Source organism: Streptomyces sp. NPDC052012 (assembly GCF_040689265.1).
In the GTDB taxonomy this organism is placed as follows: domain Bacteria; phylum Actinomycetota; class Actinomycetes; order Streptomycetales; family Streptomycetaceae; genus Streptomyces.
Map to the genome: position 1 here is coordinate 121,997 of NZ_JBFAXA010000007.1, position 22,456 is coordinate 144,452.

The following is a 22,456-nucleotide window of genomic DNA, read 5'->3' on the forward strand; positions in this document are numbered from 1 at the left end:
CCGGCCCGCGCCACGCCGCCCCGCTCACCCCGGCCCCGCTCACCCCGCCTCCGCCACCGGCTCCAGCCGCCCCTGAGCCACCAGGCCCGCCGCGCGGTTCTCCGAGATGTCCAGGCGGGCCAGCACCGCGGGGACCGCGATGCCCGGGAGCAGGTGGTGGAAGAGGATGACGACCCGGTGCTCCAGGTCCTCCCGCTGGCAGCGCAGCTGGGACAGCAGCTGAACTCCCGAGAAGCTGGCGACCAGCACTTCCGCCGTCTCCGTCGGGTCGACGTGGGGCAGCAGCTCGCCGCCGGCCTTCGCCTCGGCCAGGGTCCGCCTGGTCTGGTCGATCCACATGCCGAACGCCGGGGTCCGGTCCAGCCCCAACGCCCCTTGGTCCAGGGCGAGTCCGACGCTGGCCCGCACCAGCGGCTCGGTCCGCAGCCGCAGCGCCAGCACCAGGCCGGAGTCCACGAGCTCCTGCAGCTTGCTGGGCTGCGGCGGCAGGGAGATCGCCAGCTGCTCCTCGAAGATGCCGAGCGCGAGCTCCTCCTTCGAGCCGAAGTGGAAGTACAGCGCCCCCTTGGTCACACCGGCCCGCTCCAGGATCTCCCCGATGGTCGCCGAGGTGTAGCCGCGTTCGTCGAAGACGGCCGCCGCCGCCTCCAGGATGGTCCGCCGTGTGCGGATCGCGCGCTCCTGTCGCGCCATCGGGTGCCTCCTGAGCTCAGTGGATCTGTGATCTCTCGTCTCCTGGACCGCCGCTGGACCGCCGCGAGATCGCTGTCGCCTGGTCGTGGCCCAGCACTGTGGATCACCCTTGGAAAAAAACCGCCCCGTCCGTATCTTAGTGCGAAGTCGACCGGAGCCAGTTCGTCGATCCCGGGAGTTCCCGCATGCCGAAGAAGGGTCCCTCGAGCGCGCCCAGGGAGGATCAGACCGGACAGCAGGGCGCCGCCGCAAACGCGACTGGCGGGAGCGGTGCCCGCACCCGCGTCACGACCGAGCTCGCGCACCGCCCCCGCGCGTCGGACGTCTTCCCGGCGGAGTGGGTCCGGCTCACCGGCACCCGCTTCCGGGTCACCGCCCACTGGCCCGACGACCACAGCTTCTTCGGCGCCGTGGACGACCGCCACCAGGATCCGATGATCGTCGGCGAAACGTTGCGCCAGACCTCGATGGCCCTGGCCCACGCGGAGTTCGGCGCACCTGCGGACACCCACTTCGTCATGTGGGACCTGGAGGTCGCCACGGACCCGTCCGCGTTACGCCGCGCTGACGCCGCCGAGCCGGTCACGATCGACGTCGTCTGCTCCGAGATACGCCGGCGGGGCCGTGGCCTGAGCAGCATGCGGACGACGATGGAGTTCCACCGCGCCGGCCGCCTGGTCGCCCGCGGCACGGGCAGCACCGGCTGCACCTCCCCGGCCGCCTACCGCCGCCTGCGTGCCCGCCAGTTGGCCGCGCAGCACGCACCCGTACCGCTGCTGCCGCCCGTTTCACCCGAACTGGTCGGCCGCACCCGCGCGGAGGACGTCGTCCTCGCTCCCGCCGACTCCCCGGAGGCTCACCCCGACGGCACCGACGCCGACCGCAGCCACCACCCCGCCACCTGGCTGCTGCGCGCGAACACCGCCCACCCGGTGCTCTTCGCCCGGCCCAACGACCACGTCCCCGGCATGGTCCTGTTCGAAGCGGCCCGCCAGGCCGCGACGGCGGCGTCCGGCAGGCGCCCCTTCCTGCCCTACGACATGTCCGCCTCCTTCAGCCGCTACGCCGAACTGCACAGCCCCTGCCGGATCGAGGCCGAGGTGCTCGAGAAGGGCGAGGACGAGATGACGGTGCGCGTCTACGGCCACCAGGACGGCGAGACCGTCTTCACCGCCGTCCTCGCCGCGGCCTCGCCGGCCCCTCCGCTACGGTCCCTGCCATGACGGTGAACCTCCTCATCACCGGCGCGACCGGCTTCATCGGCGGCCGAGTGGCGGCCGCGGCGCACCAACGACCGGACGTGCACGTCAGGTTGCTGTCCCGGCATCCTTCGGCCCCGGACTCCGCGACCGCCGCCACCGTCCACGGCGACCTCACCGAACCCCGCTCCCTGCACGGCAGTTGCGCCGGCGTCGACGTCCTCGTCCACTGCGCCTCGCGCATCGGCGGCGACCCGGAGGGCGTCGCGGCGGTCAACGACCGGGGCACGAAGGCCCTGGTGGAGGAGGCGGTCCGCAGCGGCGTGCGGCGGATCGTGTACGTGAGCACGGCCGCCGTCCACGGCAGGGGACCGTTCCGCGGCGTACGGCCCGGCGAGGCCCCGATCGCCCCGGCCTCCGCCACCAGCGCCACCCGGGCCGCGGCCGAACGGCACGTCCTCGCAGCCGGTGGCCTGGTCCTGCGCCCCCACCTGGTCCACGGTGTCGGCGACCGCTGGGTGATCCCGGGACTGGTGGGCCTCCTGCGGGAGTTGTCCGCCACCCTCACCGGCTGCGCGGCACTCCAGTCGATGATCGACGTCGATGCCCTGGGCCGGGCGACCGTCGCCGCGGCCCTGTCCCCGTCCCTCGGCTCCGGCGCCCACTACGTCAACCATCCGGACCCGGTCCCCGCGACAGAGCTGCTCGCCGCGGTGTCCGCGCAGGTGGAACTCCCCGGAGCCGAAGCGACGATCGACGTCGCCACCGCCCGCGCCCGGGCCGCCGGTTCACCCGTCGCGCGGCATCACCTCGGCATGCTCACCGTGGACCACTGGTTCACGGACGACGCCTTCTGGAAGACCGTGGACTGCTCCCCGGGCGAGAGCTTCGCCCGTACCTTCCCGCAAGCCGCCCCCTGGTACCGCTCGTTCCTGTCCAGCCACTGACGTGAACGAACGGCGCCGCCTCAAGCTGTACAAACCGCGTCAGCGGTTTGTTTCACGTGAAACCTTGCCGTCCCTCACGCCCGCAGATACGCCAGCACCGCCAGCACCCGCCGGTGCACATCGTCCGCCGGCGGCAGATCCAGCTTGCTGAAGATGCTGCCGATGTGCTTGCCCACGGCAGCCTCCGAGACCACCAGTTCACGGGCGATCGCGCCGTTGGACCGCCCCTCCGCGATCAACGCCAGCACCTCCCGCTCACGCGGTGAGAGCCGCTCGAGCGGATCACGGCGCCGGCGCAGCAACTGCCGTACCACCTCGGGATCCACGACCGTGCCCCCGTCCGCGACCTCGCACAGCGCCGCCACGAACTCCTCGACCTGGCCGACCCGGTCCTTCAGCAGATACCCGATGCCCGTGCCGTCACCGGAGTCCAGCAGGTCGGAGGCGTAGCGACGCTGCACGTACTGGCTGAGCACCAGAACGGGCAGCGAGGGCCGCTCGGCGCGCAGCCGGACGGCCGCGTGCAGGCCCTCGTCCTGGAAGCCGGGCGGCATCCGCACGTCGGTCACCACGACGTCGGGCTCGTGCTCGGCGACCGCGGCCGGCAGCGCCTGCGCGTCCCCCACCGCCGCGACGACCTCGTGGCCGCACCGCTGGAGCAGGCCGATCAGCCCTTCCCGCAGCAGCACACTGTCCTCGGCCAGCACGACCCGCAGGGCCCGCCGGTCGTATGGCCGGGAACCCGACGAGGAGTTCAGAGGGTTCGAGGAGTGGTGCCGGGAGTGCAGGGGGTGCAAGGAATCTCCACACGCAACAGGGTCGGTCCGCCCGCCGGACTGGACAGGGAGAGTCTGCCATCCAGCACCGACACCCGGTCCGCGAGCCCGGTCAGCCCGCTGCCCGCCCCCGCGCGGGCCCCGCCCCGCCCGTCGTCGCCTATCTCCAGGACCAGCCGCCCGTCGCGGTGTCCCCCGCTCACCCACGCGCGGCGCGCCCCACTGTGCCGGGCGACGTTGGCGAGCGCCTCGCGCACCACGAAGTACGCGGCCGCCTCGACGGACGCCGGAAGCCGCTCGGACAGACCGAGTTCGACGTCGACGGGTACCGCTGACCGGTCGGCGGCGTCGGCGACGGCGGCCTCCAGACCGTAGTCGGCGAGGACCTGGGGATGGATGCCGTGGATGAGCTCACGGAGTTCCCTCAGCGCTCCCTCCGCCTCCCCGTGGGCCTTGGCGAGCTGGTCGACGAGCGGGCCGGGCGGGGCATCCAGGCGGGCCAGCCCGAGGGTCATCGTCAGGGCCACCAGCCGCTGTTGGGCACCGTCGTGCAGATCGCGCTCGATGCGCCGCCGCTCCGCCTCGAAGGCGTCCACCAGGCGCACCCGGGACCGGGTCAGTTCCGTGATGCGGGCGTCCGGGTCACCGTCGCGGGGCGCGATCAGCAGCCGCGTCAATGCCGCCCGCGCACCGGCCGCTACGCCCAGCAGATAGGCCCCGAGGGCGAGCAGCACGAGCCCGAGGGCGGCGACGGCGAACGCGGCGGGCCAGCCGGTGACCGTCCACATCTTGAGGACCTTGGCCTCCCGGCCGTCGCCCACCGTGGCCATCAGCAGCGGGGTGGCGGTCACCGCCACGGGGAACAGCAGGGCGACGGTGAGCGCCAGCGCGTCCACCGGCCACAGCAGACACGCGAACAGCAGGGCGTGGCCCAGCTCCCGCCAGGTGGCCGGTTCGCGCAGCCGGGTGGTGAGCCAGACCCGCAGCCCGGGGCCGGGCGGCGGCCGGTGCGGGTCGGGCGCCGGGTCCCGGTCGACCAGCCGCAGCCGCAGTCGTTCCAGCCGGGCCACCGGGATGCCCGCGAGGGCGGTGCCGAGCAGCAGCGGCAGCCCGACGAGGGCGAGAGCGAGCAGCCCGCCGGCCGTCACCGAGACCACCAGGCACGCCAGCACGACCGCACCGGTCACCGCTCCCGTGAGCAGATATCCGGCCGAGCGCCAGGGCCACGGCGACAGCGGGTAGCCGGGGCCGGCCATGGCCTGCCAGGCGTTGCGTGGATGCATGCCGATCACCGTAGAAGCCCGGCACCGCCCCGGGCCATCGGCCAGGACGGAGCTCCGGGGGTAGGGCAGGCCATACCCCGTTTCTCGCCCCTGCCGCACTGCGCGACAGCCCCCTCGGCCGGTTTCGTTGCCGGCACACGAACCGGACACCGGCCCCGGGGCGGCCGGCCCCGGAACCACCACATCACCATGACGCGCAGGGGGAGTCGGCCACATGCACGAGCGGACCGAACGGAACGACCGGCACGGCGACGCGGTACGGCTGCGGGCGGTGAGCAGACGATACGGCTCGGGCGCGGGCCTGGTGACCGCGCTGGACGAGGTCTCCCTCGCCTTCCCGCACGGCAGCTTCACGGCCGTGATGGGGCCCTCGGGCTCCGGGAAGTCGACGCTGCTGCACTGCGCGGCCGGACTGGACCGGCCCACCTCCGGCTCGGTCACCGTCGGCGGCACGGAGCTGACCGTGCTCGGCGAGCGGCGCCTGACACTGCTGCGGCGTGAGCGCATCGGCTTCGTCTTCCAGGCGTTCAACCTGCTGCCGGCGCTGACCGCCGAGCAGAACGTCGCCCTCCCGCTGCGGCTCGCGGGCCGCCGGGTACGCACGAGCGAGGTCCGGGCGGCCCTCGGCCGGGTCGGTCTCGGCGACCGCGTCCGGCACCGGCCGGCGGAACTCTCCGGTGGCCAGCAGCAGCGGGTCGCACTGGCCCGCGCGCTGATCACCCGCCCCGACGTGCTGTTCGCGGACGAGCCGACCGGCGCGCTGGACTCCCGCACGGGGCGCGAGGTGCTCACCCTGCTGCGCACCATGGCCGACCGCGACGCCCAGACGGTCGTCATGGTCACCCACGACCCGGTCGCCGCCGCCCACGCCGACCGCGTCGTCTTCCTGGCCGACGGCCGGATCCAGGACGAACTGACCGCGGCGAGCGCGGACATGATCGCCGCCCACATGACGGGCCTGGAGACGACGCGGCGCTGACCGGCGCAGGCCACGGCCCGGAAAAGCCGCGCTGACCACGCCCCGGCCCGACCCCGAGACGCCGCCACGCTCTCCGTCGCCCCCAGGCCCGACCGAGACGCCGCCGCGCTGACCACGCCCCGGCCCGACCGCCCTGTCCCATCCCGGAAACGCCCCGTCCTCGCCACCCGGCCCACCACCCACCAGGAGCCCCCCGCATGCTGACCCTCGCCCTGCGCACCCTGCGTGCCCGCTGGACCCCCTTCCTCGGCAGCTTCGTCGCACTCTCGCTGGGCGTGGCGCTGCTCACCGCCACGGGGCTCGTGCTCGCCGCGTCGCTCGACGCTCCCGAGCGGCACCCGGAGCGTTTCGCCGCCGCCTCGGCCGTCGTCAAGGGACAGGACACCCTGCGCGTCCCGACCCCGGTCGGCGACCGCACGGAGAAACTCGCCCACCCACGCCCCGTCCCGCCGGACGCCGTGGCGAAGCTGCGCGGCCTCGGCCGCGTCGTCGAGGACCGCTCCTTCGCCGTACGCGCCGAGGGCGGGCCCGCCGGTCTCGTCGGCCACCCCTGGTCGACGGCCGCCTTCGCCCCGTACACCCTCGACGCCGGCCGCGCTCCCCGCACCACGGGCGAGGTCGTGGCCGGCGGCGACTGGGCGCGGCCCGGTGAGCGGGTGCGCACGGACCACGGCACCGTCCGGGTCGTGGGCACCGTGACCGACCTGGGCTTCGAGGAGACCCTCTTCTACACCGACGCCGACGCCGCCCGGCTGTCCCCCGCCCCCACCCAGCTGGTCGTCGACGCCGACCCCGACGCCGTGCGGGACGCGCTGCGCGGCACCCCCGGCGTCCGCGTCCTGAGCGGTGACGACCTGCGGTACGCCGACGCCGATCCGGAGCGGGACAGCGAAGCACTCACCGCGGTGAACGCCCTGTTCGGCACCGCCGGCGGCGTCAGTGCCTTCGTCTCGGTCTTCGTCGTGGCGTCGACCTTCGCCTTCGCGGTGGCGCAGCGGCGCCGTGAGTTCGGGCTGCTGCGCACCGCCGGGGCGACGCCGGGGCAGATCCGGCGGCTGGTGTTCGCCGAGGCCCTGCTGGTCGGTGTCCTCGCGTCGGGCACCGGTTGCGTGCTCGGCGCGTACACGGCACCGCACCTGGCGGCCCGGGCGGTCGACACGGGTCTCGCTCCCCGCTGGTTCGCGCTGGGCGAGGCCACCTGGCCCTATCACGTGGCGTTCTGGACCGGGTTCGCCGTCGCCCTGTGCGGGGTGACGGCGGCGTCCTGGCGGGCGGGGCGCACGAGTCCCGCCGAGGCGCTGCGCGAGGCGTCCGCCGACAGCGGGGCCGCCCTCACACGCGGACGCCTGCTGACCGGTGCCGTCCTGCTGCTGACCGCCGCGGTCACCCTCGCCCTGGCCCTGCTCGGCGACCCGGGCGACCTGCTGCACCGCAAGACCTATGTGAGCCGCCCGATGCTGCTGATCGGCGCGGTGGCGCTGCTCGCACCCCTGGTGGTGCGCCCGCTCACCCGCCTGCTCACCTGGCTCCCCGCCCGGCTTCCGGGCGCCGTCGGCCTGCTGGTCCGCGAGAACGCGGCCACCGGGGTGCGCCGTACGGCCGCGATCGCGGCGCCCGTCCTGGTCACGGTCGCCCTCGCCGGCTCCCTGCTCGGCGCCACCGCCACCCTGAACGACGCGCGGGCGGCGGAGGAGCGCGCCCGCGCGACCGGCGACTTCGTCGTCACGGCCCCGTCCGGCGCGGGCCTCGACGAGCGGACCGTGGACCGGCTGCGCGCGGTGCCCGGCGCACGGGTGTCCGTGAGCGCGGCGAGCGAGGTGTACGTGCTGGAGGAGGGCGTGGCGCTGATCGCGTCCGAGGCCCGCGCCGCGGACCCCGAGGCGCTGGCGGCGACCACGCGCCTGCCGCTCACGGCGGGGCGGTTGACCGGCCTCGACGACGACTCGATCGTCGTCAACGAGGAGTGGGAGCAGCACTCGGTCGGGCAGAAGGTGCGGGTGTGGCTCGGCGACGGCACCGAGCGGACCCTGCGCATCGCCGCCGTGATGCCCACCGGCACCGGCGACAACGGCGTCTACGTCACCCCCGCCAACGCCCCCGGCGCCCGCCCCGACCGGGTGGACGTGGCCCTGGCCGACGGCGCCGACGCCCGGGCGGTGACCGCGGCCCTGCGCGAGGCCGTGGGGCCCTCCGGCGCTCGGCTCCTCCCCACCGACCGGTGGCTGGAGGCGAACCGCCCCGGCACCGACCGCACCACCCGCCACGGCCTCCTGCTGGTGCTCGGCATCGCCCTGCTCTACACCGGTATCTCCCTGGCCAACACCATGGTCATGGCGACCTCGGACCGGCTGCGCGACCTCGCGGCGCTGCGCCTGGCCGGGGCCACCCGCCCGCAGGTGCTGCGGCTGGTGGCCGCCGAGGCCCTCACGGTGGTCACGGTCGGCGCGCTGCTGGGGCTGCTGGTCACCGCGCTCGACCTGGCCGGGATGCGGGCCGCGCTGGCCCTGCAGTCGGCACCGGCCGCCATCACCGTCCCGTGGACGGCCATCGGCACGGTCACCGCCGCCTGCGCCGCCCTGGCGGTGGCGTCCTCGGTCGTCCCCGCAGCACTCGCCCTGCGCCGGAGCGCCCCTCACTCACCCAAACGATCATGAGATGTTCCTCACACGCCCGGGCCGGCGCACCGGCCCGGACATGCGAAACGGGCGGCATCCGAAGATGCCGCCCGTTTCACTCTGTGCGCGAGGGGGGAGTTGAACCCCCACGCCCTTGCGGGCACTGGAACCTGAATCCAGCGCGTCTGCCTATTCCGCCACCCGCGCATTTGGGTGTGTGTCCTCGGGCTCCGTCCTGTGGGGCGCGGTGCCTTCCGACACCCAGAACATTAGCACGCTGGTCGGGGTGGATTCACATCCCTTTCCCCGCCCCCGGACCCCACCGCCCCTGAGCAGCACTGCCGCCCGACCGGCGGCGCGGGCGGTCGGGCGGCGCCGTGTTGCGGCGAGAACCGCTTCACGTATCAACCTCGTACCGGTACCCCCGGTCTCCCCAGGAGCGGACAGAGTCCACAGCCGGGTGCGGGACACTGGTTTGCGTCCCCCTCTACGATCCATGGCAGGACGCGCACGGAGCACGGCCCGCAGGAGTTCGAAGGGGAGCCCGGCAGGGAACTTCGTCAGGCGTCGACACCGGTCGGCCCGGGCGGACAGGGGGAACCAGCCGATCGACCGGCGCGTGGATACGATCAGTAAGCAGTACCAAGCAGTACCGGGTGAGTGGTGCACGAAGCGGTGCACAGCGCGCGCACGGGGCAGTACACAGGACGGCAGCGACGGAGGAGGTGCCCCATGGGAGTCCTGAAGAAGTTCGAGCAGCGTCTCGAAGGTCTGGTCAACGGCACCTTCGCCAAGGTGTTCAAGTCCGAGGTGCAGCCCGTGGAGATCGCGGGAGCGCTTCAGCGTGAGTGCGACAACAACGCGACCATCTGGAACCGCGACCGCACCGTCGTCCCCAACGACTTCATCGTCGAGCTGAGCACCCCCGACTTCGAGCGGCTCAGCCCCTACTCGGGCCAGCTCGGCGACGAGCTCGCCGGCATGGTGCGCGACTACGCCAAGCAGCAGCGCTACACCTTCATGGGCCCCATCAAGGTGCACCTGGAGAAGGCGGAGGACCTCGACACCGGCCTGTACCGGGTGCGCAGCCGTACGCTCGCCTCCTCCAGCAGCCAGGCCGCCGCCCCGGGAGCCGCGGCTCCCGGCGGCTACGGCTACCCGCCCGCCGGACCGGCGGCCGCACCGGGCGCTCCGGCCGGCGCCCCGCCCATGCCGGCCGCGCCGCCCCCCGGCGGCCGCCCCGGCGGTTACGGCTACCCGCAGCCCGCAGGCGCCGGGCGGCCCCCCGCCGCACCCGTGCCCACCGGGCGCGCCCGCTACTGGATCGAGATCAACGGCACCCGCCACCAGATCTCCCGCGCGACCCTCGTGCTGGGCCGCAGCACCGACGCCGACGTGCGGATCGACGACCCCGGCGTGAGCCGCCGGCACTGCGAGATCCGGACCGGAACGCCCTCGACGATCCAGGATCTCGGATCCACCAACGGCATCGTGGTGGACGGACAGCACACCACCCGCGCTACGCTCCGCGACGGCTCGCGGATCGTCGTGGGCAGCACCACCGTTATCTATAGGCAAGCCGAAGGGTGAAGCGGGGGCAATGTCAGAGCTGACCCTCACGGTCATGCGGCTGGGATTCCTGGCCGTACTGTGGCTGTTCGTGATCGTGGCCGTGCAGGTCATCCGCAGTGACCTGTTCGGTACGCGGGTCACCCAGCGCGGCGCGCGCCGGGACGCCGGCCGCGCCCAGCAGCAGGCCGCCCGTCAGGCGCCCCCGCAGCAGCGCCAGCAGTCCGGCGGCGGTCGCCGCGGCCGGAACGCCCCCACCAAGCTGGTCGTGACCGAGGGCACCCTCACCGGCACCACCGTCGCGCTCCAGGGCCAGACCATCACCCTGGGCCGGGCGCACGACAGCACGATCGTGCTGGACGACGACTACGCCTCCAGCCGCCATGCCAGGATCTACCCGGACCGCGACGGCCAGTGGATCGTCGAGGACCTGGGCTCCACCAACGGCACCTATCTGGACCGGACCCGGCTGACGACCCCCACACCGATTCCGCTGGGCGCGCCGATCCGCATCGGCAAGACCGTCATCGAGCTGCGGAAGTAGTACGAGAATGAGCGAGCGGAGCGAGCACGCAGCGGTGGGCCCCACCCCGGGCCCCGGCGCGCTCCCGACCGGAGGGTGGGCAGTGTGGCTCGACACGACCGGCTGTACCCGGAGCCGACAGGCGAGGTGCGCATGAGTCTGTCCCTGCGCTTCGCCGCCGGATCACACAAGGGGATGATCCGTGAGGGCAACGAGGACTCCGGTTACGCCGGTCCCCGGCTGCTCGCGATCGCCGACGGCATGGGCGGCGCCGCGGCCGGCGAGGTCGCCTCCTCGGAGGCCATCTCCACCATCGTCTCGCTCGACGACGACGTCCCCGGCTCCGACCTGCTCACCTCCCTCGGCAGCGCCGTGCAGCGGGCCAACGACCAGCTGCGCATGATGGTCGAGGAGGACCCCCAGCTCGAGGGCATGGGCACCACCCTGACCGCCCTGCTGTGGACCGGTCAGCGGCTCGGCATGGTGCACGTCGGCGACTCCCGCGCCTACCTGCTGCGCGACGGCGTCCTCACCCAGATCACCCAGGACCACACCTGGGTGCAGCGCCTCGTCGACGAGGGCCGCATCACCGAGGAGGAGGCGACCACGCACCCGCAGCGGTCGCTGCTCATGCGGGCCCTCGGCAGCGGCGAACACGTCGAGCCCGACCTGTCCATCCGCGAGGTCCGCGCCGGCGACCGCTACCTGATCTGCTCCGACGGCCTGTCCAGCGTCGTCTCCCACCAGACCCTGGAAGACACCCTGGCGAGCTACCAGGGCCCCCAGGAGACGGTGCAGAACCTGATCGAGCTGGCGCTGCGCGGCGGCGGCCCCGACAACATCACCGTGATCGTCGCCGACGTCCTGGACCTGGACACCGGGGACACCCTCGCCGGGCAGCTGTCCGACACCCCGGTCGTGGTGGGCGCCGTCGCCGAGAACCAGAACCAGCTGCACGACAACGGCATCATGCAGACCCCGGCCGGCCGCGCCTCCGGCCTCGGCCGTCACCGCGGTCAGGGCGGTGGCGGGGGAGAGTTCGGCCCGCCCGGCAGCGGCGACATCACCGGCTTCATCCCCACCGACGGCTTCGGCTACGACGAGGACGACTTCGTCAAGCCCAAGAAGCGCAAGTGGGTCAAGCGCTCCCTGTACAGCCTGCTCGCGCTCGCCGTCATCGGCGGCGGCGTCTACGGCGGCTGGCGCTGGACGCAGACGCAGTACTACGTCGGCGCCAACGACGAGCACGTCGCCCTGTACCGGGGCATCAGCCAGGACCTGGCCTGGGTGTCGCTGTCCGAGGTGGTCAAGGACCACCCCGAGATCGAACTCAAGTACCTGCCGCCCTACCAGCAGAAGCTGGTCGAGGCGACCATCGCCGAGGGCGACCTGAAGGGCGCCCGGGCGAAGATCGAGGAACTGTCCGTGCAGGCCTCCGCGTGCAAGAAGCAGGCCGAGCGGCGCGCCGCCGAGAGCGAGAACAACGCGAAGACCGGCGAGGGCGAGGCCGGGGGCACCACGGGAACCACTCCCGCCTCCTTCACGTCCAAAGCCACACCGACGCCGAACCCCTCGGGCTCGACGAAGGCTCCGCAGCAGTCCACGCCCCCGTCCACGACCGCACCCACTCCCAGCCCCGGCCCCAACCTCTCGGAGGAAGAGCAGAAGGTCGTCTCGCTGTGCGGTAAGCAGTAGGCAAGCCGTGAGAGGCCCTGTCACACGATGAGCAGTACTCCCAACCCGTCGACCCAGCACACGTCCACGATCGGCGCGATCGGCGCCCCGAGCCGACGCAACACCGAGCTGGCCCTGCTGGTCTTCGCCGTCGTCATCCCGGTCTTCGCCTACGCCAACGTCGGCCTGGCCCTCAACGACTCGGTGCCGCCGGGCCTGCTCAGCTACGGTCTCGGACTGGGCCTGCTCGCCGGCGTCGGCCACCTGGTCGTGCGGAAGTTCGCGCCGTACGCGGACCCGCTGATGCTGCCGCTGGCGACGCTGCTGAACGGACTCGGGCTGGTCGTCATCTGGCGCCTCGACCAGTCCAAGCGGCTCAGCAACTACGCCGAGGCGGCACCGCGCCAGCTGCTGTACTCCGCGATGGGGGTCGCCCTCCTTGCGGTCGTGCTGATCTTCCTCAAGGACCACCGCGTCCTGCAGCGCTACACGTACATCTCCATGGCCGGTGCGCTGTTCCTGCTGATCCTGCCGCTCGTGCCCGGACTCGGCGCGAACATCTACGGCGCCAAGATCTGGATCAAGATCCCCGGCCTCGGCACCCTCCAGCCCGGTGAGTTCGCGAAGATCGTGCTAGCGGTCTTCTTCGCCGGCTACCTCATGGTGAAGAGGGACGCCCTGGCGCTGGCCAGCCGCCGGTTCATGGGCCTGTACCTGCCGCGCGGGCGCGACCTCGGTCCGATCCTCGTCGTCTGGGCGCTGTCGATCCTCATCCTGGTCTTCGAGACCGACCTCGGTACGTCCCTGCTGTTCTTCGGGATGTTCGTCATCATGCTGTACGTCGCCACCGAGCGGACCAGCTGGATCGTCTTCGGTCTGCTGATGTCCGCGGTCGGCGCCGTCGGCGTGGCGAGCTTCGAGCCGCACATCCAGACCCGTGTGCAGGCGTGGCTCGACCCGATGCGCGAGTACGAGCTCTCCCGGGCGGGCGTCCAGGACGGCATCGTCCACTCCGAGCAGGCCATGCAGGCCCTGTGGGCCTTCGGCTCCGGCGGCACCCTCGGCACCGGCCTCGGCCAGGGCAACTCCGACCTCATCGGCTTCGCCGCCAACTCCGACTTCATCCTCGCCACCTTCGGCGAGGAGCTGGGCCTGGCGGGCGTCATGGCGATCCTGCTGCTCTACGCACTGATCATCGAGCGTGGCATCCGCACCTCGCTCGCGGCCCGCGACCCGTTCGGCAAGCTGCTGGCCATCGGCCTGTCCGGCTCCTTCGCCCTCCAGGTCTTCGTCGTGGCCGGCGGTGTCATGGGCCTCATCCCGCTGACCGGTATGACGCTGCCGTTCGTGGCCTACGGCGGTTCGTCCGTCATCGCCAACTGGGCGCTGATCGGCATCCTGCTGCGCATCAGCGACACAGCACGCCGCCCCGCGCCCGCCCCCGCCGCCAACCCCGACGCCGAGATGACCCAGGTGGTCCGACCGTGAACAAGCCCCTGCGCCGGATCGCGATCTTCTGCGGCCTCCTCGTCCTCGCCCTGCTCGTCCGTGACAACTGGCTGCAGTACGCCCAGGCGGACAAGCTGAGGACCGACGAGCACAACCGCCGCGTCGCCATAGAACGGTATGCCTCCCCGCGCGGCGACATCATCGTCGACGGCGAGGCCATCACCGGGTCCAAGGAGACGTCGGGCAGCGACTACAAGTTCAAGCGCACCTACAAGGACGGCCCCATGTGGGCGCCGGTCACCGGGTACGCCTCACAGGCCTTCGGCGCCACCCAGCTGGAGAGCATCGAGGACGGCATCCTCACCGGCAACGACGACCGGCTCTTCTTCCGCAACACGCTCGACATGCTCACGGGCAAGAAGAAGCAGGGCGGCAACGTCGTCACCACGCTCAACGCCGCCGCCCAGAAGGCCGCGTACGACGGCCTGAAGCAGCAGGGCGGCAAGGGTGCGGTCGTCGCCCTCGAACCGTCCACCGGCAAGATCCTGGCGCTGGCCTCCTTCCCGTCGTACGACCCCTCGTCGTTCGCCGGCAACTCCACGACCACGGACACCAAGGCCTGGCAGAAGCTGCAGAAGAAGAACAACCCGGACGACCCGATGCTGAACCGGGCGCTGCGCGAGGTCTACCCGCCCGGCTCCACGTTCAAGGTCCTCACCGCCGCCGCGGCGCTGGAGAACGGCCTCTACACGGACCCCGAGGCGCCGACCAAGACGCCCCTGCCGTGGACGATGCCGGGCACCACGACCGAGCTGAAGAACGAGGGCAACATCCCCTGCAAGAACGCCTCCCTGCGCGAGGCGCTGCGGTGGTCCTGCAACACCGTCTTCGGCAAGATCGGCTCCGACCTCGGCAACGACAAGATGCTGGAGATGGCCAAGAAGTTCGGCTTCACCGAGGAGCAGTTCACCCCCGTCCGCGCCACCGCCTCGGTGTTCTCCGAGGACATGGCCCCCTCCGAGGTGGCGCTGTCCTCCATCGGCCAGTTCAACACCGCCGCCACCCCCCTGCAGATGGCCATGGTCGCCTCCGCGGTCGCCAACGACGGCGTGCTGATGAAGCCGTACATGGTCGACATGCTCCAGGCCCGTGACGTCGATCCCATCGAGCGGACCGATCCGGAGGAGTACAGCCGCCCGCTGTCGGCGGAGAACGCGCAGAAGCTCCAGTCGATGATGGAGACGGTCGTCGAGTCCGGCACGGGCAAGAACGCCCAGATCCCGAACGTCACCGTCGGCGGCAAGACCGGCACCGCCCAGCACGGCGAGAACAACAGCAAGAACCCGTACGCCTGGTTCATCTCCTACGCCAAGACCGGCGACGACGCCTCCCCCGTGGCCGTCGCCGTCGTGATCGAGGACGAGGACGCCGTGCGTGACGACATCTCCGGTGGCGGCCTCGCCGCGCCGATCGCCAAGAGCGTGATGGAGGCGGTCATCAACAGCAAGCAGTGACTCCGGTCACGTCTGCTTCACATCGGTGCACGTTGCGGTACCGGTCCTGTATCGGCTGACGAGCTTGGCCAGGTCACACAAAGCGAGCCGGGTACGGTAGGCCCGGACGGCAGCCTCCGGCGGCACGAGTGTGCTGTCTGGGACCGACGGAGAGAGCTGGTAGGTAGCTATGGAAGAGCCGCGTCGCCTCGGCGGCCGGTACGAGCTGGGCCAGGTGCTCGGCCGTGGTGGCATGGCGGAGGTCTACCTCGCGCATGACACCCGGCTCGGCCGCACCGTGGCGGTGAAGACGCTGCGCGCGGACCTCGCGCGCGACCCGTCCTTCCAGGCCCGGTTCCGCCGGGAGGCCCAGTCGGCCGCCTCGCTCAACCATCCCGCGATCGTCGCGGTCTACGACACGGGCGAGGACTACATCGACGGGGTGTCCATCCCGTACATCGTCATGGAGTACGTGGACGGTTCCACGCTGCGCGAGCTGCTGCACTCCGGCCGCAAGCTGCTGCCCGAGCGGGCCATGGAGATGACCATCGGCATCCTCCAGGGCCTGGAGTACGCCCACCGCAACGGCATCGTCCACCGCGACATCAAGCCGGCCAACGTCATGCTGACGCGCAACGGCCAGGTCAAGGTGATGGACTTCGGCATCGCCCGCGCCATGGGTGACTCCGGAATGACGATGACGCAGACGGCCGCCGTCATCGGCACCGCGCAGTACCTCTCCCCGGAGCAGGCCAAGGGTGAGCAGGTGGACGCGCGAAGCGACCTCTACTCGACCGGCTGCCTCCTCTACGAACTGCTGACGGTCCGCCCGCCCTTCGTGGGCGACTCCCCGGTCGCGGTCGCCTACCAGCACGTCCGCGAGGAACCGCAGGCCCCCAGCGTCTTCGACCCCGAGATCACGCCCGAGATGGACGCGATCGTGCTGAAGGCACTGGTCAAGGACCCCGACTACCGCTACCAGTCGGCCGACGAGATGCGCGCCGACATCGAGGCCTGCCTCGACGGCCAGCCGGTCGCGGCCACCGCCGCGCTGGGCGCCGTCGGCTACGGCGGCTACGGCAACGACCAGCCGACCGCGGCCCTGCGCTCGGACTCCGGCGCCGGCGCCCCCACGTCGATGCTGCCGCCCATGAACCCTGACGACGGCGGCTACGGCTACGACGAACGCCCCGACCGCCGCCGCCAGGGCGCGAAGAAGAACAGCACCTCGACGATATTGCTCGTCGTCGCGGGCGTCCTCGTCCTGATCGGCGCCATCCTGATCGGCCGCTGGGCCTTCAGCGGCAGCGGGGGCGTGGGCAACGACACGGTCTCGGTGCCGAACTTCGTGGGCGAGAAGAAGGACACCGCCCAGCGGCTCGCCGAGAACGGCGACCTGAAACTGTCCTTCACCTCCAAGCCCTGCGAAGAGCAGAGCAAGGGCAAGATCTGCGACCAGGACCCGGACCCGGGCACCAAGGTCGACAAGAACTCGACCGTCAACCTGGTCGTGTCGACCGGCGCGCCGAAGGTGACCGTGCCCAGCGTCACCGGCCTCGACATCGACGAGGCGACGGAGAAGCTGGAAGCCGACAAGTACGCCTTCGAGGTCAAGACGGAGACCCGCGAGTCGCCCGAGCCCGCGGGCACCGTGCTGGAGCAGGACCCGACGACCGGCGCGGAAGTGGAGAAGGGCACCACGATCACGCTGACCATCGCCAAGGCCGAGGCGAAGTCCACGGTCCCGGACGTCATCGGCAAGACGTGTGACGAGGCGAAGGCCCAGATGACGGCCAACGAGCTCGTGGGCAACTGCGTGGACGAGGAGACCGACGACCCGAACCAGGTCGGCAAGGTCATCCGCACCTCGCAGCAGGCCGGCGCCTCGGTCGACAAGAACTCCCAGGTGCAGATCTTCGTCGGCAAGGCCAAGCAGCAGAACGAGCAGGTCGCCGTCCCGAACATCAACGGGCAGACCCTCAAGGACGCCCAGAAGATGCTCCAGGACGCGGGTCTGGCGGTCGGCAACATCGCCGGCTCGCAGGACCCCAACTCCCGCGTCTTCGGCTCCAACCCGCCCCAGGGCACCCAGGTCCAGAAGGGAACAGCGGTCAACCTGTTCACCGCGGACCAGGGCGGCAACAACGGGGGCGACAACGGCGGGATCTTCGGCGGCGTCACCGGCGGTCGCGAGGACGACTGACCCGCACCTCGCACATGACGGACGGGCTCGGCATCCGATTCGGGTGCCGAGCCCCTCGTCGTCCGTGTCACGGAGCGACCTGCCCATTCCAACTCCCGTGCGAGGTCGAACAGTTGTGTTAGTGTCATGCACACACCAACTGCAAGACCGACCTTCCATCTGGGGGAACCACACGTGCTCAAGTCCCGCGCCGCCACCGTGCTCGGCGCCGTAGCCGCGGCCACCATGCTCACCATCACCACGGCCTCCGCGGCCGACGGCCATCAGCACGCCACCGCCGTCGCCGGGCCCGAATGGGACGAGTTCATGTGCGACGACGCCGTCGGCGCCCGCGCCTGCTTCTTCCACGACGGCGACTGGTTCTCGATCGAGGACCGCTACAAGGACGGCAACTCGGCGGTCGTGAAGTGGAAGATCAGCACCTCGTACAACGGCCCCGCCGTCCGCTCGGGCTACATCTGGAACACGTCCGGATATGACACCGTCCGGTACATGAACAAGGACTTCCCCGAGCTCTACGACGTCTACTTCTACGCCTGCGAGGGCAACTGGAGCACCAAGAAGATCATCTCGGGCAGCTGCGGCACGGGCCAGTCCGGCCTGGCCTAGCAGGGCGACGAGCGGCGGTCCTGATCGCGGGCCGCCGCTCCGTCACGCCAGTTCCTCCGGCGGGGTCCGCTCCTCGTCCACCTTCTCCGTGCGGACCAGCTCGCCCCAGACCACGTACCGGTACTTGCTCGTGTAGACCGGGGTGCAGGTCGTGAGCGTGATGTAGTGGCCGGCCTTGGTCTTCCCCGATTCCTTCGGGATCCTCGACAGGACGTCGACGTTGAACTTCGAGGTCTCGGGGAGGATGCCGTAGACCTTGTAGACGTACCACGTGTCCTTCGTCTCGAAGACGATCGGGTCGCCCTTCTCGATCTTGTGGATGCCGTGGAACTTGGCCCCGTGCCCGTCCCGGTGCGCGGCCAGCGAGAAGTTGCCCTTCTTGCCGGAGGTGGGGAGGGTCGCCTTCACCGGGTCGGTGTAATAGCCGGCCACGCCGTCGTTGAGGACCTTCATCGACGTGCCCTTCTCGACGAGGATCTCGTCACCGCTCATCGTGGGCACATGCAGGAAGCCGATGCCGTCCTTGCTGTCGAAGGAGACGGGACCGCCGCCGCCGGACTCCTGGGCCCAGTGGTCGCGGACCTTCTCCGCCTGCTTGTCCGCCGCCCGGTCGGCGACGACGTTCGTCCACCACAGCGAGTACGCGACGAACAGGCCGAGCACCAGGCCCGCGGTGATCAGGAGTTCCCCGAAGAAGCTGATCGCCATCGCGACCGGCCCCATGCGGCGGCGCGCCCGGCGCGGCGATGGCGCGCGCGTGCCGGTGTGCTCTTCGGTGTCGTCGGTGGTCGCTGCCACGTTCCCTCTGCCCCTAGTTGACGAGCGCATCCGGCTTGCCCTTGCTGCGCGGCCGTTCCTCGGCCATCTTGCCCCAGACGATCAACCGATACTTGCTGGTGAACTCCGGCGTGCAGGTGGTCAGTGTGATGTAGCGGCCCGGCGCCTTGAAACCCGACCCCTTCGGGACGGGATCGAGCACGCTCACGTTCTTCGGCGACGTCACCGGCAGCATCGACGCCATCTTGTAGACGTAGTACGTGTCCTGCGTCTCCACCACGATCGGGTCGCCCGGCTCCAGCCGGTTGATGTACCGGAACGGCTCCCCGTGCGTGTTGCGGTGCCCCGCCAGCCCGAAGTTCCCGGCCTTCGCGTCCGGCATGGCCGTCTTCAGCGCGCCCTCCGCGTAGTGGCCCACCATGCCCCGGTCCAGCACCCGCTTGCTGTCGATGCCCTCCGCGATCGGCACCACCACGTCCAGCCGCGGAATGTGCAGCAGTGCGAAACCCTGCCCCGGCTCGAACGCGCCCGGGTTCCGCTTGCCGTTCGCCCAGTCGCTCTGCAGATCGCTGACCTCCTTGCCGGCCTGCGCCTGCGCCCGCACGTTGGTCCACCACAGCTGATACGTGACGAACAGCAGCATCAGCACGCCGGTGGTGATGAACACCTCACCGATCGCCCGGCTCGCCATCACCGCCGGACTCGCCTTGCGGGCCTTCGCCCGCCGGCGCGCCTCCACACGCGACAGCGGGGCCCGCGGCTCGTCGTCCGCCTCCCGGCCCCCGAGTCCTGCCCCCGCCGCCTCACCGGCCTTGTGGGTGCCGCCATGGCGCCCGTGACGCCGCTTGGCGGCCTTCCTGCGCGCGGCGCGACCGCCCGTCGCGGAGGACGCCGCCGAGGAGGACGCCGCCGAGGAGGACCGGTCCTCCCGTACGGCCCCGCGCGGCGGATCGGGGATCCGCAGCGCGACGGTCTCGTCGTCGAGCAGGGGCTCGTACGCAGCCTGCGGGGGCTCCTCGGCGGGCGCGTACGCGTCCCACGACTCCCCGCCCCGCTGCCCCTGGTACGCCGCCTCCTGGCCGTACCAGTCCCCGAACGCACCCGGCCCCTCGTACGACCGACCGCCGTACGAGCTGCCCTGGCCGCCGGCGCCACCATAGGCGTGGGCGCCGGACTCACGCTCGGGGCGCAGCGCGGTCACGCCGTGGACCTGCCCACCACCGGGGCGAGCCCCGCAGACCTCGCCACCGCGCCTTCGTCCCCGCACTCCACCAGCCAGTTGGCCAGCATCCGGTGCCCGTGTTCGGTCAGCACCGACTCCGGATGGAACTGCACGCCCTCCACGCGGAGTTCACGGTGCCTCAGGCCCATCACGATGCCGTCCGGCGTCCGGGCCGTCACCTCGAGCTCCGCCGGTACCGTGGCCGGCTCCGCGGCCAGCGAGTGGTAGCGGGTCGCCGTGAAGGGCGAGGGCAGGCCCGCGAAGACGCCCTTGCCCTCGTGCTCGACCGGCGAGGTCTTCCCGTGCAGCAGCTCCGGCGCCCGGTCCACCACACCGCCGTACGCCACCTGCATGGACTGCATGCCCAGACACACACCGAAGACCGGTACGCCCGTCGACGCGCAGTGCCGCACCATGTCCACGCACACCCCGGCCTCCTCGGGCGTGCCGGGTCCCGGCGACAGCAGCACACCGTCGAAGCCGTCCTGCGCGTGCGCCGTGGACACCTCGTCGTTGCGCAGCACCTCGCACTCGGCGCCCAGTTGGTACAGGTACTGGACCAGGTTGAAGACGAAGCTGTCGTAGTTGTCGACGACGAGAATGCGCGCGCTCACTGGTTGTCCACCGTCACATCGTTGAAGGGCAGCAGCGGCTCGGCCCACGGAAAGACGTACTGGAAGAGGATGTAGACCACGGCGATGATCAGCAGGAGTGAGATGAGAGCCTTCACCCATCCGTTCCCCGGCAGATGCCGCCAGATCCAGCTGTACATGCCGTCCCTTCCGTCGTGCCACGGCACCTGACCCACGCCGTACGCCAACAGACTAACGGCGCAACGCCTCCGGTTTCCCGGCCTCCACAGGCTGTGTGGAGTCCAGATGCGCCCAGACGATCAGCCGGTGACTGTGCCCCCATTCCGGATCGCACGTCGTCAGCGTCAGATAGCGGCCCGGACGCGTGTACCCGGATGTACGTGGCACAGGGTCGATCACCTCGATGTCCGTGGGCACTGTTTTGTACGGCCCCTTGTCGATGCGATACGTGAACCAGGTCGCCCCGTCCGTCAGCACCACCGCGTCACCCCGTCCGAGCTCGGGGAAGTCCTTGAAGGGATCACCATGGGTGCGCCGGTGTCCGGCCACCGCGAAATTGCCCTTCTGCCCCAGCTGCGCGGTGTTCGCGTAATGACCGAGGCCCTTCTCGAGCGTGCCGGTGGCCGTCCCCTCGAGCACGGGCTTGTTCCACGTGAAACCGAGACGCGGGATGTACATGATCGCGAAGGGCTGCCCCTTCACATACGGCTTCGGCCTCGCGGGCGCGGCGGGGCCCCCGGGCACGGGCCGCGCGCTGTCCCTGGCCCACTGCTCCCGGAGCCGGTCGATCTGCTGGTCCATCACGTCGTCGGCCCGCACGCCGGTCCAGAACAGCACGTAGACGACGAAGAGCACGATCACGGTGCCGACGGTGATGCACAGTTCGCTGACGGTCCTGACGATCACGCGCACCGGCGGCCCCCCGCCTCGCTGGCTACTCCACAGGCTTCGCGTAGTGCAGATCCACTGTGCCCGAGTAGCCGGGAAGAGTCACCGTCCCGTTGTCCTCGACTTTCCAGCCCAGCCCGTAGACGTTGACGTACACCATGTAGTTCTGGATCGCCGGGGAGGCCGCGAGCGCCTTCTTCAGCTTCTCCGGATCACCGACCGCCGTGATCTTGTACGGCGGTGAGTAGACGCGGCCCTGCAGGATCAGCGTGTTGCCCACGCAGCGCACCGCACTCGTGGAGATCAGCCGCTGGTCCATGACCTTGATGCCCTCGGCGCCGCCCTGCCACATCGCGTTCACCACGGCCTGGAGGTCCTGCTGGTGGATCACCAGGTAATCGGGCTGCGGCTCGGGATAACCGGGGAGCTTCGCCGTGGCGTCCGGCGGGGCGTCATTGAGCGTGACCGTGATCGCCTCACCCTTGAGCTTCTGTGTGCCCGCGCGTTTCTCCAGGTCGGTGAGCTTGTCCTGCTCCGCCTGGGTGCTGCCGTCGTCGCGCTCCGCCAGCGCCTCTATCTCCCGGCGCAACGAGCCGTTGGACTCGTCCAGCCGTCCGTTCTCGCGGCTGCGCTCGTGGATCAGGTCGGACAGCTTCAGCAGGGAGCTGTCCGTGCGGATATTCGTGCCTTTGGCCGTGTTGAAACTGGTGAAGAAGATGAGCCCGGCGAGAGCGAAGACACCCATGCTGAGGATCCGCACGGGCCGGAAACGGCGTCGGCGGGCAGGGCTGGATTCCGTCCCCGGGAAGTCGGCAGAATTGCTCAACGTACCCTTATCTCCTTCGGCGCCACGGAAGCACTACGCTAACGGACGCCCGGGGGAGCGCTCAGAGTCCCCTTGTACGCTGCCCCGAGCCCGACCCAGATCCCTGCGCGGCCACGCAGCGCATCGACAGGAGAGACC

20 protein-coding genes and 1 tRNA gene are annotated in these 22,456 nt (G+C 71.1%); 11 read left to right on the plus strand and 10 right to left on the minus strand.

The genetic code is table 11. The features are described 5' to 3' along the window. Positions 1-39 precede the first annotated feature (39 nt). Positions 40-693, minus strand: coding sequence for a ScbR family autoregulator-binding transcription factor (locus AB0412_RS15335; RefSeq protein ID WP_366403048.1), 654 nt, complete (start codon positions 691-693; stop codon positions 40-42). A 185-nt stretch (positions 694-878) separates the two neighbouring features. Here AB0412_RS15335 and AB0412_RS15340 point away from each other — a divergent pair, with 185 nt between their 5' ends. After that, positions 879-1,916 (plus strand): ScbA/BarX family gamma-butyrolactone biosynthesis protein, encoded by a 1,038-nt coding sequence (locus AB0412_RS15340; RefSeq protein WP_366403049.1) that lies wholly within the window; start codon positions 879-881, stop codon positions 1,914-1,916. Then, positions 1,913-2,839, plus strand: a complete 927-nt coding sequence (locus tag AB0412_RS15345) for an NAD-dependent epimerase/dehydratase family protein (protein WP_366403050.1) — start codon at positions 1,913-1,915, stop codon at positions 2,837-2,839. The genes AB0412_RS15340 and AB0412_RS15345 overlap by 4 nt, the downstream gene beginning before the upstream one ends. Before the next feature lie 74 nt (positions 2,840-2,913). Here AB0412_RS15345 and AB0412_RS15350 read toward each other — a convergent pair whose 3' ends face one another. Both AB0412_RS15350 and AB0412_RS15355 read right to left on the minus strand, forming a co-directional pair. Then, positions 2,914-3,546: a response regulator transcription factor gene (locus AB0412_RS15350; RefSeq protein ID WP_366403189.1), complete on the minus strand. Its 633-nt coding sequence runs from the start codon at positions 3,544-3,546 to the stop codon at positions 2,914-2,916. A gap of 47 nt (positions 3,547-3,593) precedes the next feature. Next, the gene (locus AB0412_RS15355) at positions 3,594-4,898 is read right to left on the minus strand and encodes a sensor domain-containing protein (protein ID WP_366403051.1); all 1,305 of its coding nucleotides are present in this window, start codon (positions 4,896-4,898) and stop codon (positions 3,594-3,596) included. Between the two features lie 214 nt (positions 4,899-5,112). On the opposite strand from AB0412_RS15355, the gene AB0412_RS15360 reads away from it, so the two are divergent. Together AB0412_RS15360 and AB0412_RS15365 are read left to right on the plus strand one after the other, a co-directional pair. Then, complete coding sequence (locus AB0412_RS15360) at positions 5,113-5,877, plus strand: ABC transporter ATP-binding protein (protein ID WP_366403052.1); 765 nt, start codon at positions 5,113-5,115, stop codon at positions 5,875-5,877. Positions 5,878-6,074: 197 nt separating this feature from the next. Beyond that, the gene (locus AB0412_RS15365; protein WP_366403053.1) at positions 6,075-8,531 is read left to right on the plus strand and encodes an FtsX-like permease family protein; all 2,457 of its coding nucleotides are present in this window, start codon (positions 6,075-6,077) and stop codon (positions 8,529-8,531) included. A gap of 84 nt (positions 8,532-8,615) precedes the next feature. Here AB0412_RS15365 and AB0412_RS15370 read toward each other — a convergent pair. Next, positions 8,616-8,699, minus strand: a tRNA-Leu gene (locus AB0412_RS15370). A 525-nt stretch (positions 8,700-9,224) separates the two neighbouring features. Between AB0412_RS15370 and AB0412_RS15375 the strand changes: the two genes are divergently transcribed. The 7 genes from AB0412_RS15375 to AB0412_RS15405 all read left to right on the plus strand — a co-directional run bounded on the left by AB0412_RS15375 (position 9,225) and on the right by AB0412_RS15405 (position 18,012). Beyond that, entirely contained in the window at positions 9,225-10,082 is an 858-nt protein-coding gene (locus AB0412_RS15375; RefSeq protein WP_366403054.1) for a DUF3662 and FHA domain-containing protein, read from the plus strand. Between the two features lie 10 nt (positions 10,083-10,092). Next, positions 10,093-10,605 carry an FHA domain-containing protein gene (locus tag AB0412_RS15380; protein ID WP_260826079.1) on the plus strand — a complete coding sequence of 171 codons (513 nt, stop codon included), beginning with the start codon at positions 10,093-10,095 and terminating at the stop codon, positions 10,603-10,605. Positions 10,606-10,737: 132 nt separating this feature from the next. Then, entirely contained in the window at positions 10,738-12,279 is a 1,542-nt protein-coding gene (locus AB0412_RS15385; RefSeq protein WP_366403190.1) for a Stp1/IreP family PP2C-type Ser/Thr phosphatase, read from the plus strand. A gap of 27 nt (positions 12,280-12,306) precedes the next feature. Beyond that, positions 12,307-13,746 carry an FtsW/RodA/SpoVE family cell cycle protein gene (locus tag AB0412_RS15390; protein ID WP_366403055.1) on the plus strand — a complete coding sequence of 480 codons (1,440 nt, stop codon included), beginning with the start codon at positions 12,307-12,309 and terminating at the stop codon, positions 13,744-13,746. Then, a complete protein-coding gene (locus tag AB0412_RS15395) occupies positions 13,743-15,221 on the plus strand; it encodes a penicillin-binding protein 2 (RefSeq protein ID WP_366403056.1) in 1,479 nt (492 codons plus the stop codon). Before AB0412_RS15390 ends, AB0412_RS15395 begins: the two co-directional genes overlap by 4 nt. A 169-nt stretch (positions 15,222-15,390) precedes the next feature. Beyond that, positions 15,391-17,403: a Stk1 family PASTA domain-containing Ser/Thr kinase gene (gene pknB / locus AB0412_RS15400; RefSeq protein ID WP_366403057.1), complete on the plus strand. Its 2,013-nt coding sequence runs from the start codon at positions 15,391-15,393 to the stop codon at positions 17,401-17,403. Positions 17,404-17,577: 174 nt separating this feature from the next. Further along, a complete protein-coding gene (locus AB0412_RS15405; protein ID WP_366403058.1) occupies positions 17,578-18,012 on the plus strand; it encodes a hypothetical protein in 435 nt (144 codons plus the stop codon). 42 nt (positions 18,013-18,054) lie between these two features. Here AB0412_RS15405 and AB0412_RS15410 read toward each other — a convergent pair whose 3' ends face one another. From AB0412_RS15410 to AB0412_RS15435, 6 genes are read right to left on the minus strand one after another with little or no spacing between them, the layout of a single operon-like run. Then, positions 18,055-18,810 (minus strand): class E sortase, encoded by a 756-nt coding sequence (locus tag AB0412_RS15410; RefSeq protein WP_366403059.1) that lies wholly within the window; start codon positions 18,808-18,810, stop codon positions 18,055-18,057. A 13-nt stretch (positions 18,811-18,823) separates the two neighbouring features. Continuing rightward, positions 18,824-19,990, minus strand: a complete 1,167-nt coding sequence (locus AB0412_RS15415) for a class E sortase (protein ID WP_366403060.1) — start codon at positions 19,988-19,990, stop codon at positions 18,824-18,826. Further along, positions 19,987-20,625 carry an aminodeoxychorismate/anthranilate synthase component II gene (locus AB0412_RS15420; RefSeq protein ID WP_366403061.1) on the minus strand — a complete coding sequence of 213 codons (639 nt, stop codon included), beginning with the start codon at positions 20,623-20,625 and terminating at the stop codon, positions 19,987-19,989. The genes AB0412_RS15415 and AB0412_RS15420 overlap by 4 nt, the downstream gene beginning before the upstream one ends. After that, a complete protein-coding gene (locus AB0412_RS15425; RefSeq protein ID WP_366403062.1) occupies positions 20,622-20,783 on the minus strand; it encodes a hypothetical protein in 162 nt (53 codons plus the stop codon). The genes AB0412_RS15420 and AB0412_RS15425 overlap by 4 nt, the downstream gene beginning before the upstream one ends. 52 nt (positions 20,784-20,835) lie before the next feature. Continuing rightward, positions 20,836-21,516, minus strand: coding sequence for a class E sortase (locus AB0412_RS15430; RefSeq protein WP_366403063.1), 681 nt, complete (start codon positions 21,514-21,516; stop codon positions 20,836-20,838). A gap of 22 nt (positions 21,517-21,538) precedes the next feature. Beyond that, positions 21,539-22,318: a DUF881 domain-containing protein gene (locus AB0412_RS15435; protein WP_366403064.1), complete on the minus strand. Its 780-nt coding sequence runs from the start codon at positions 22,316-22,318 to the stop codon at positions 21,539-21,541. Between the last annotated feature and the right edge of the window lie 138 nt (positions 22,319-22,456).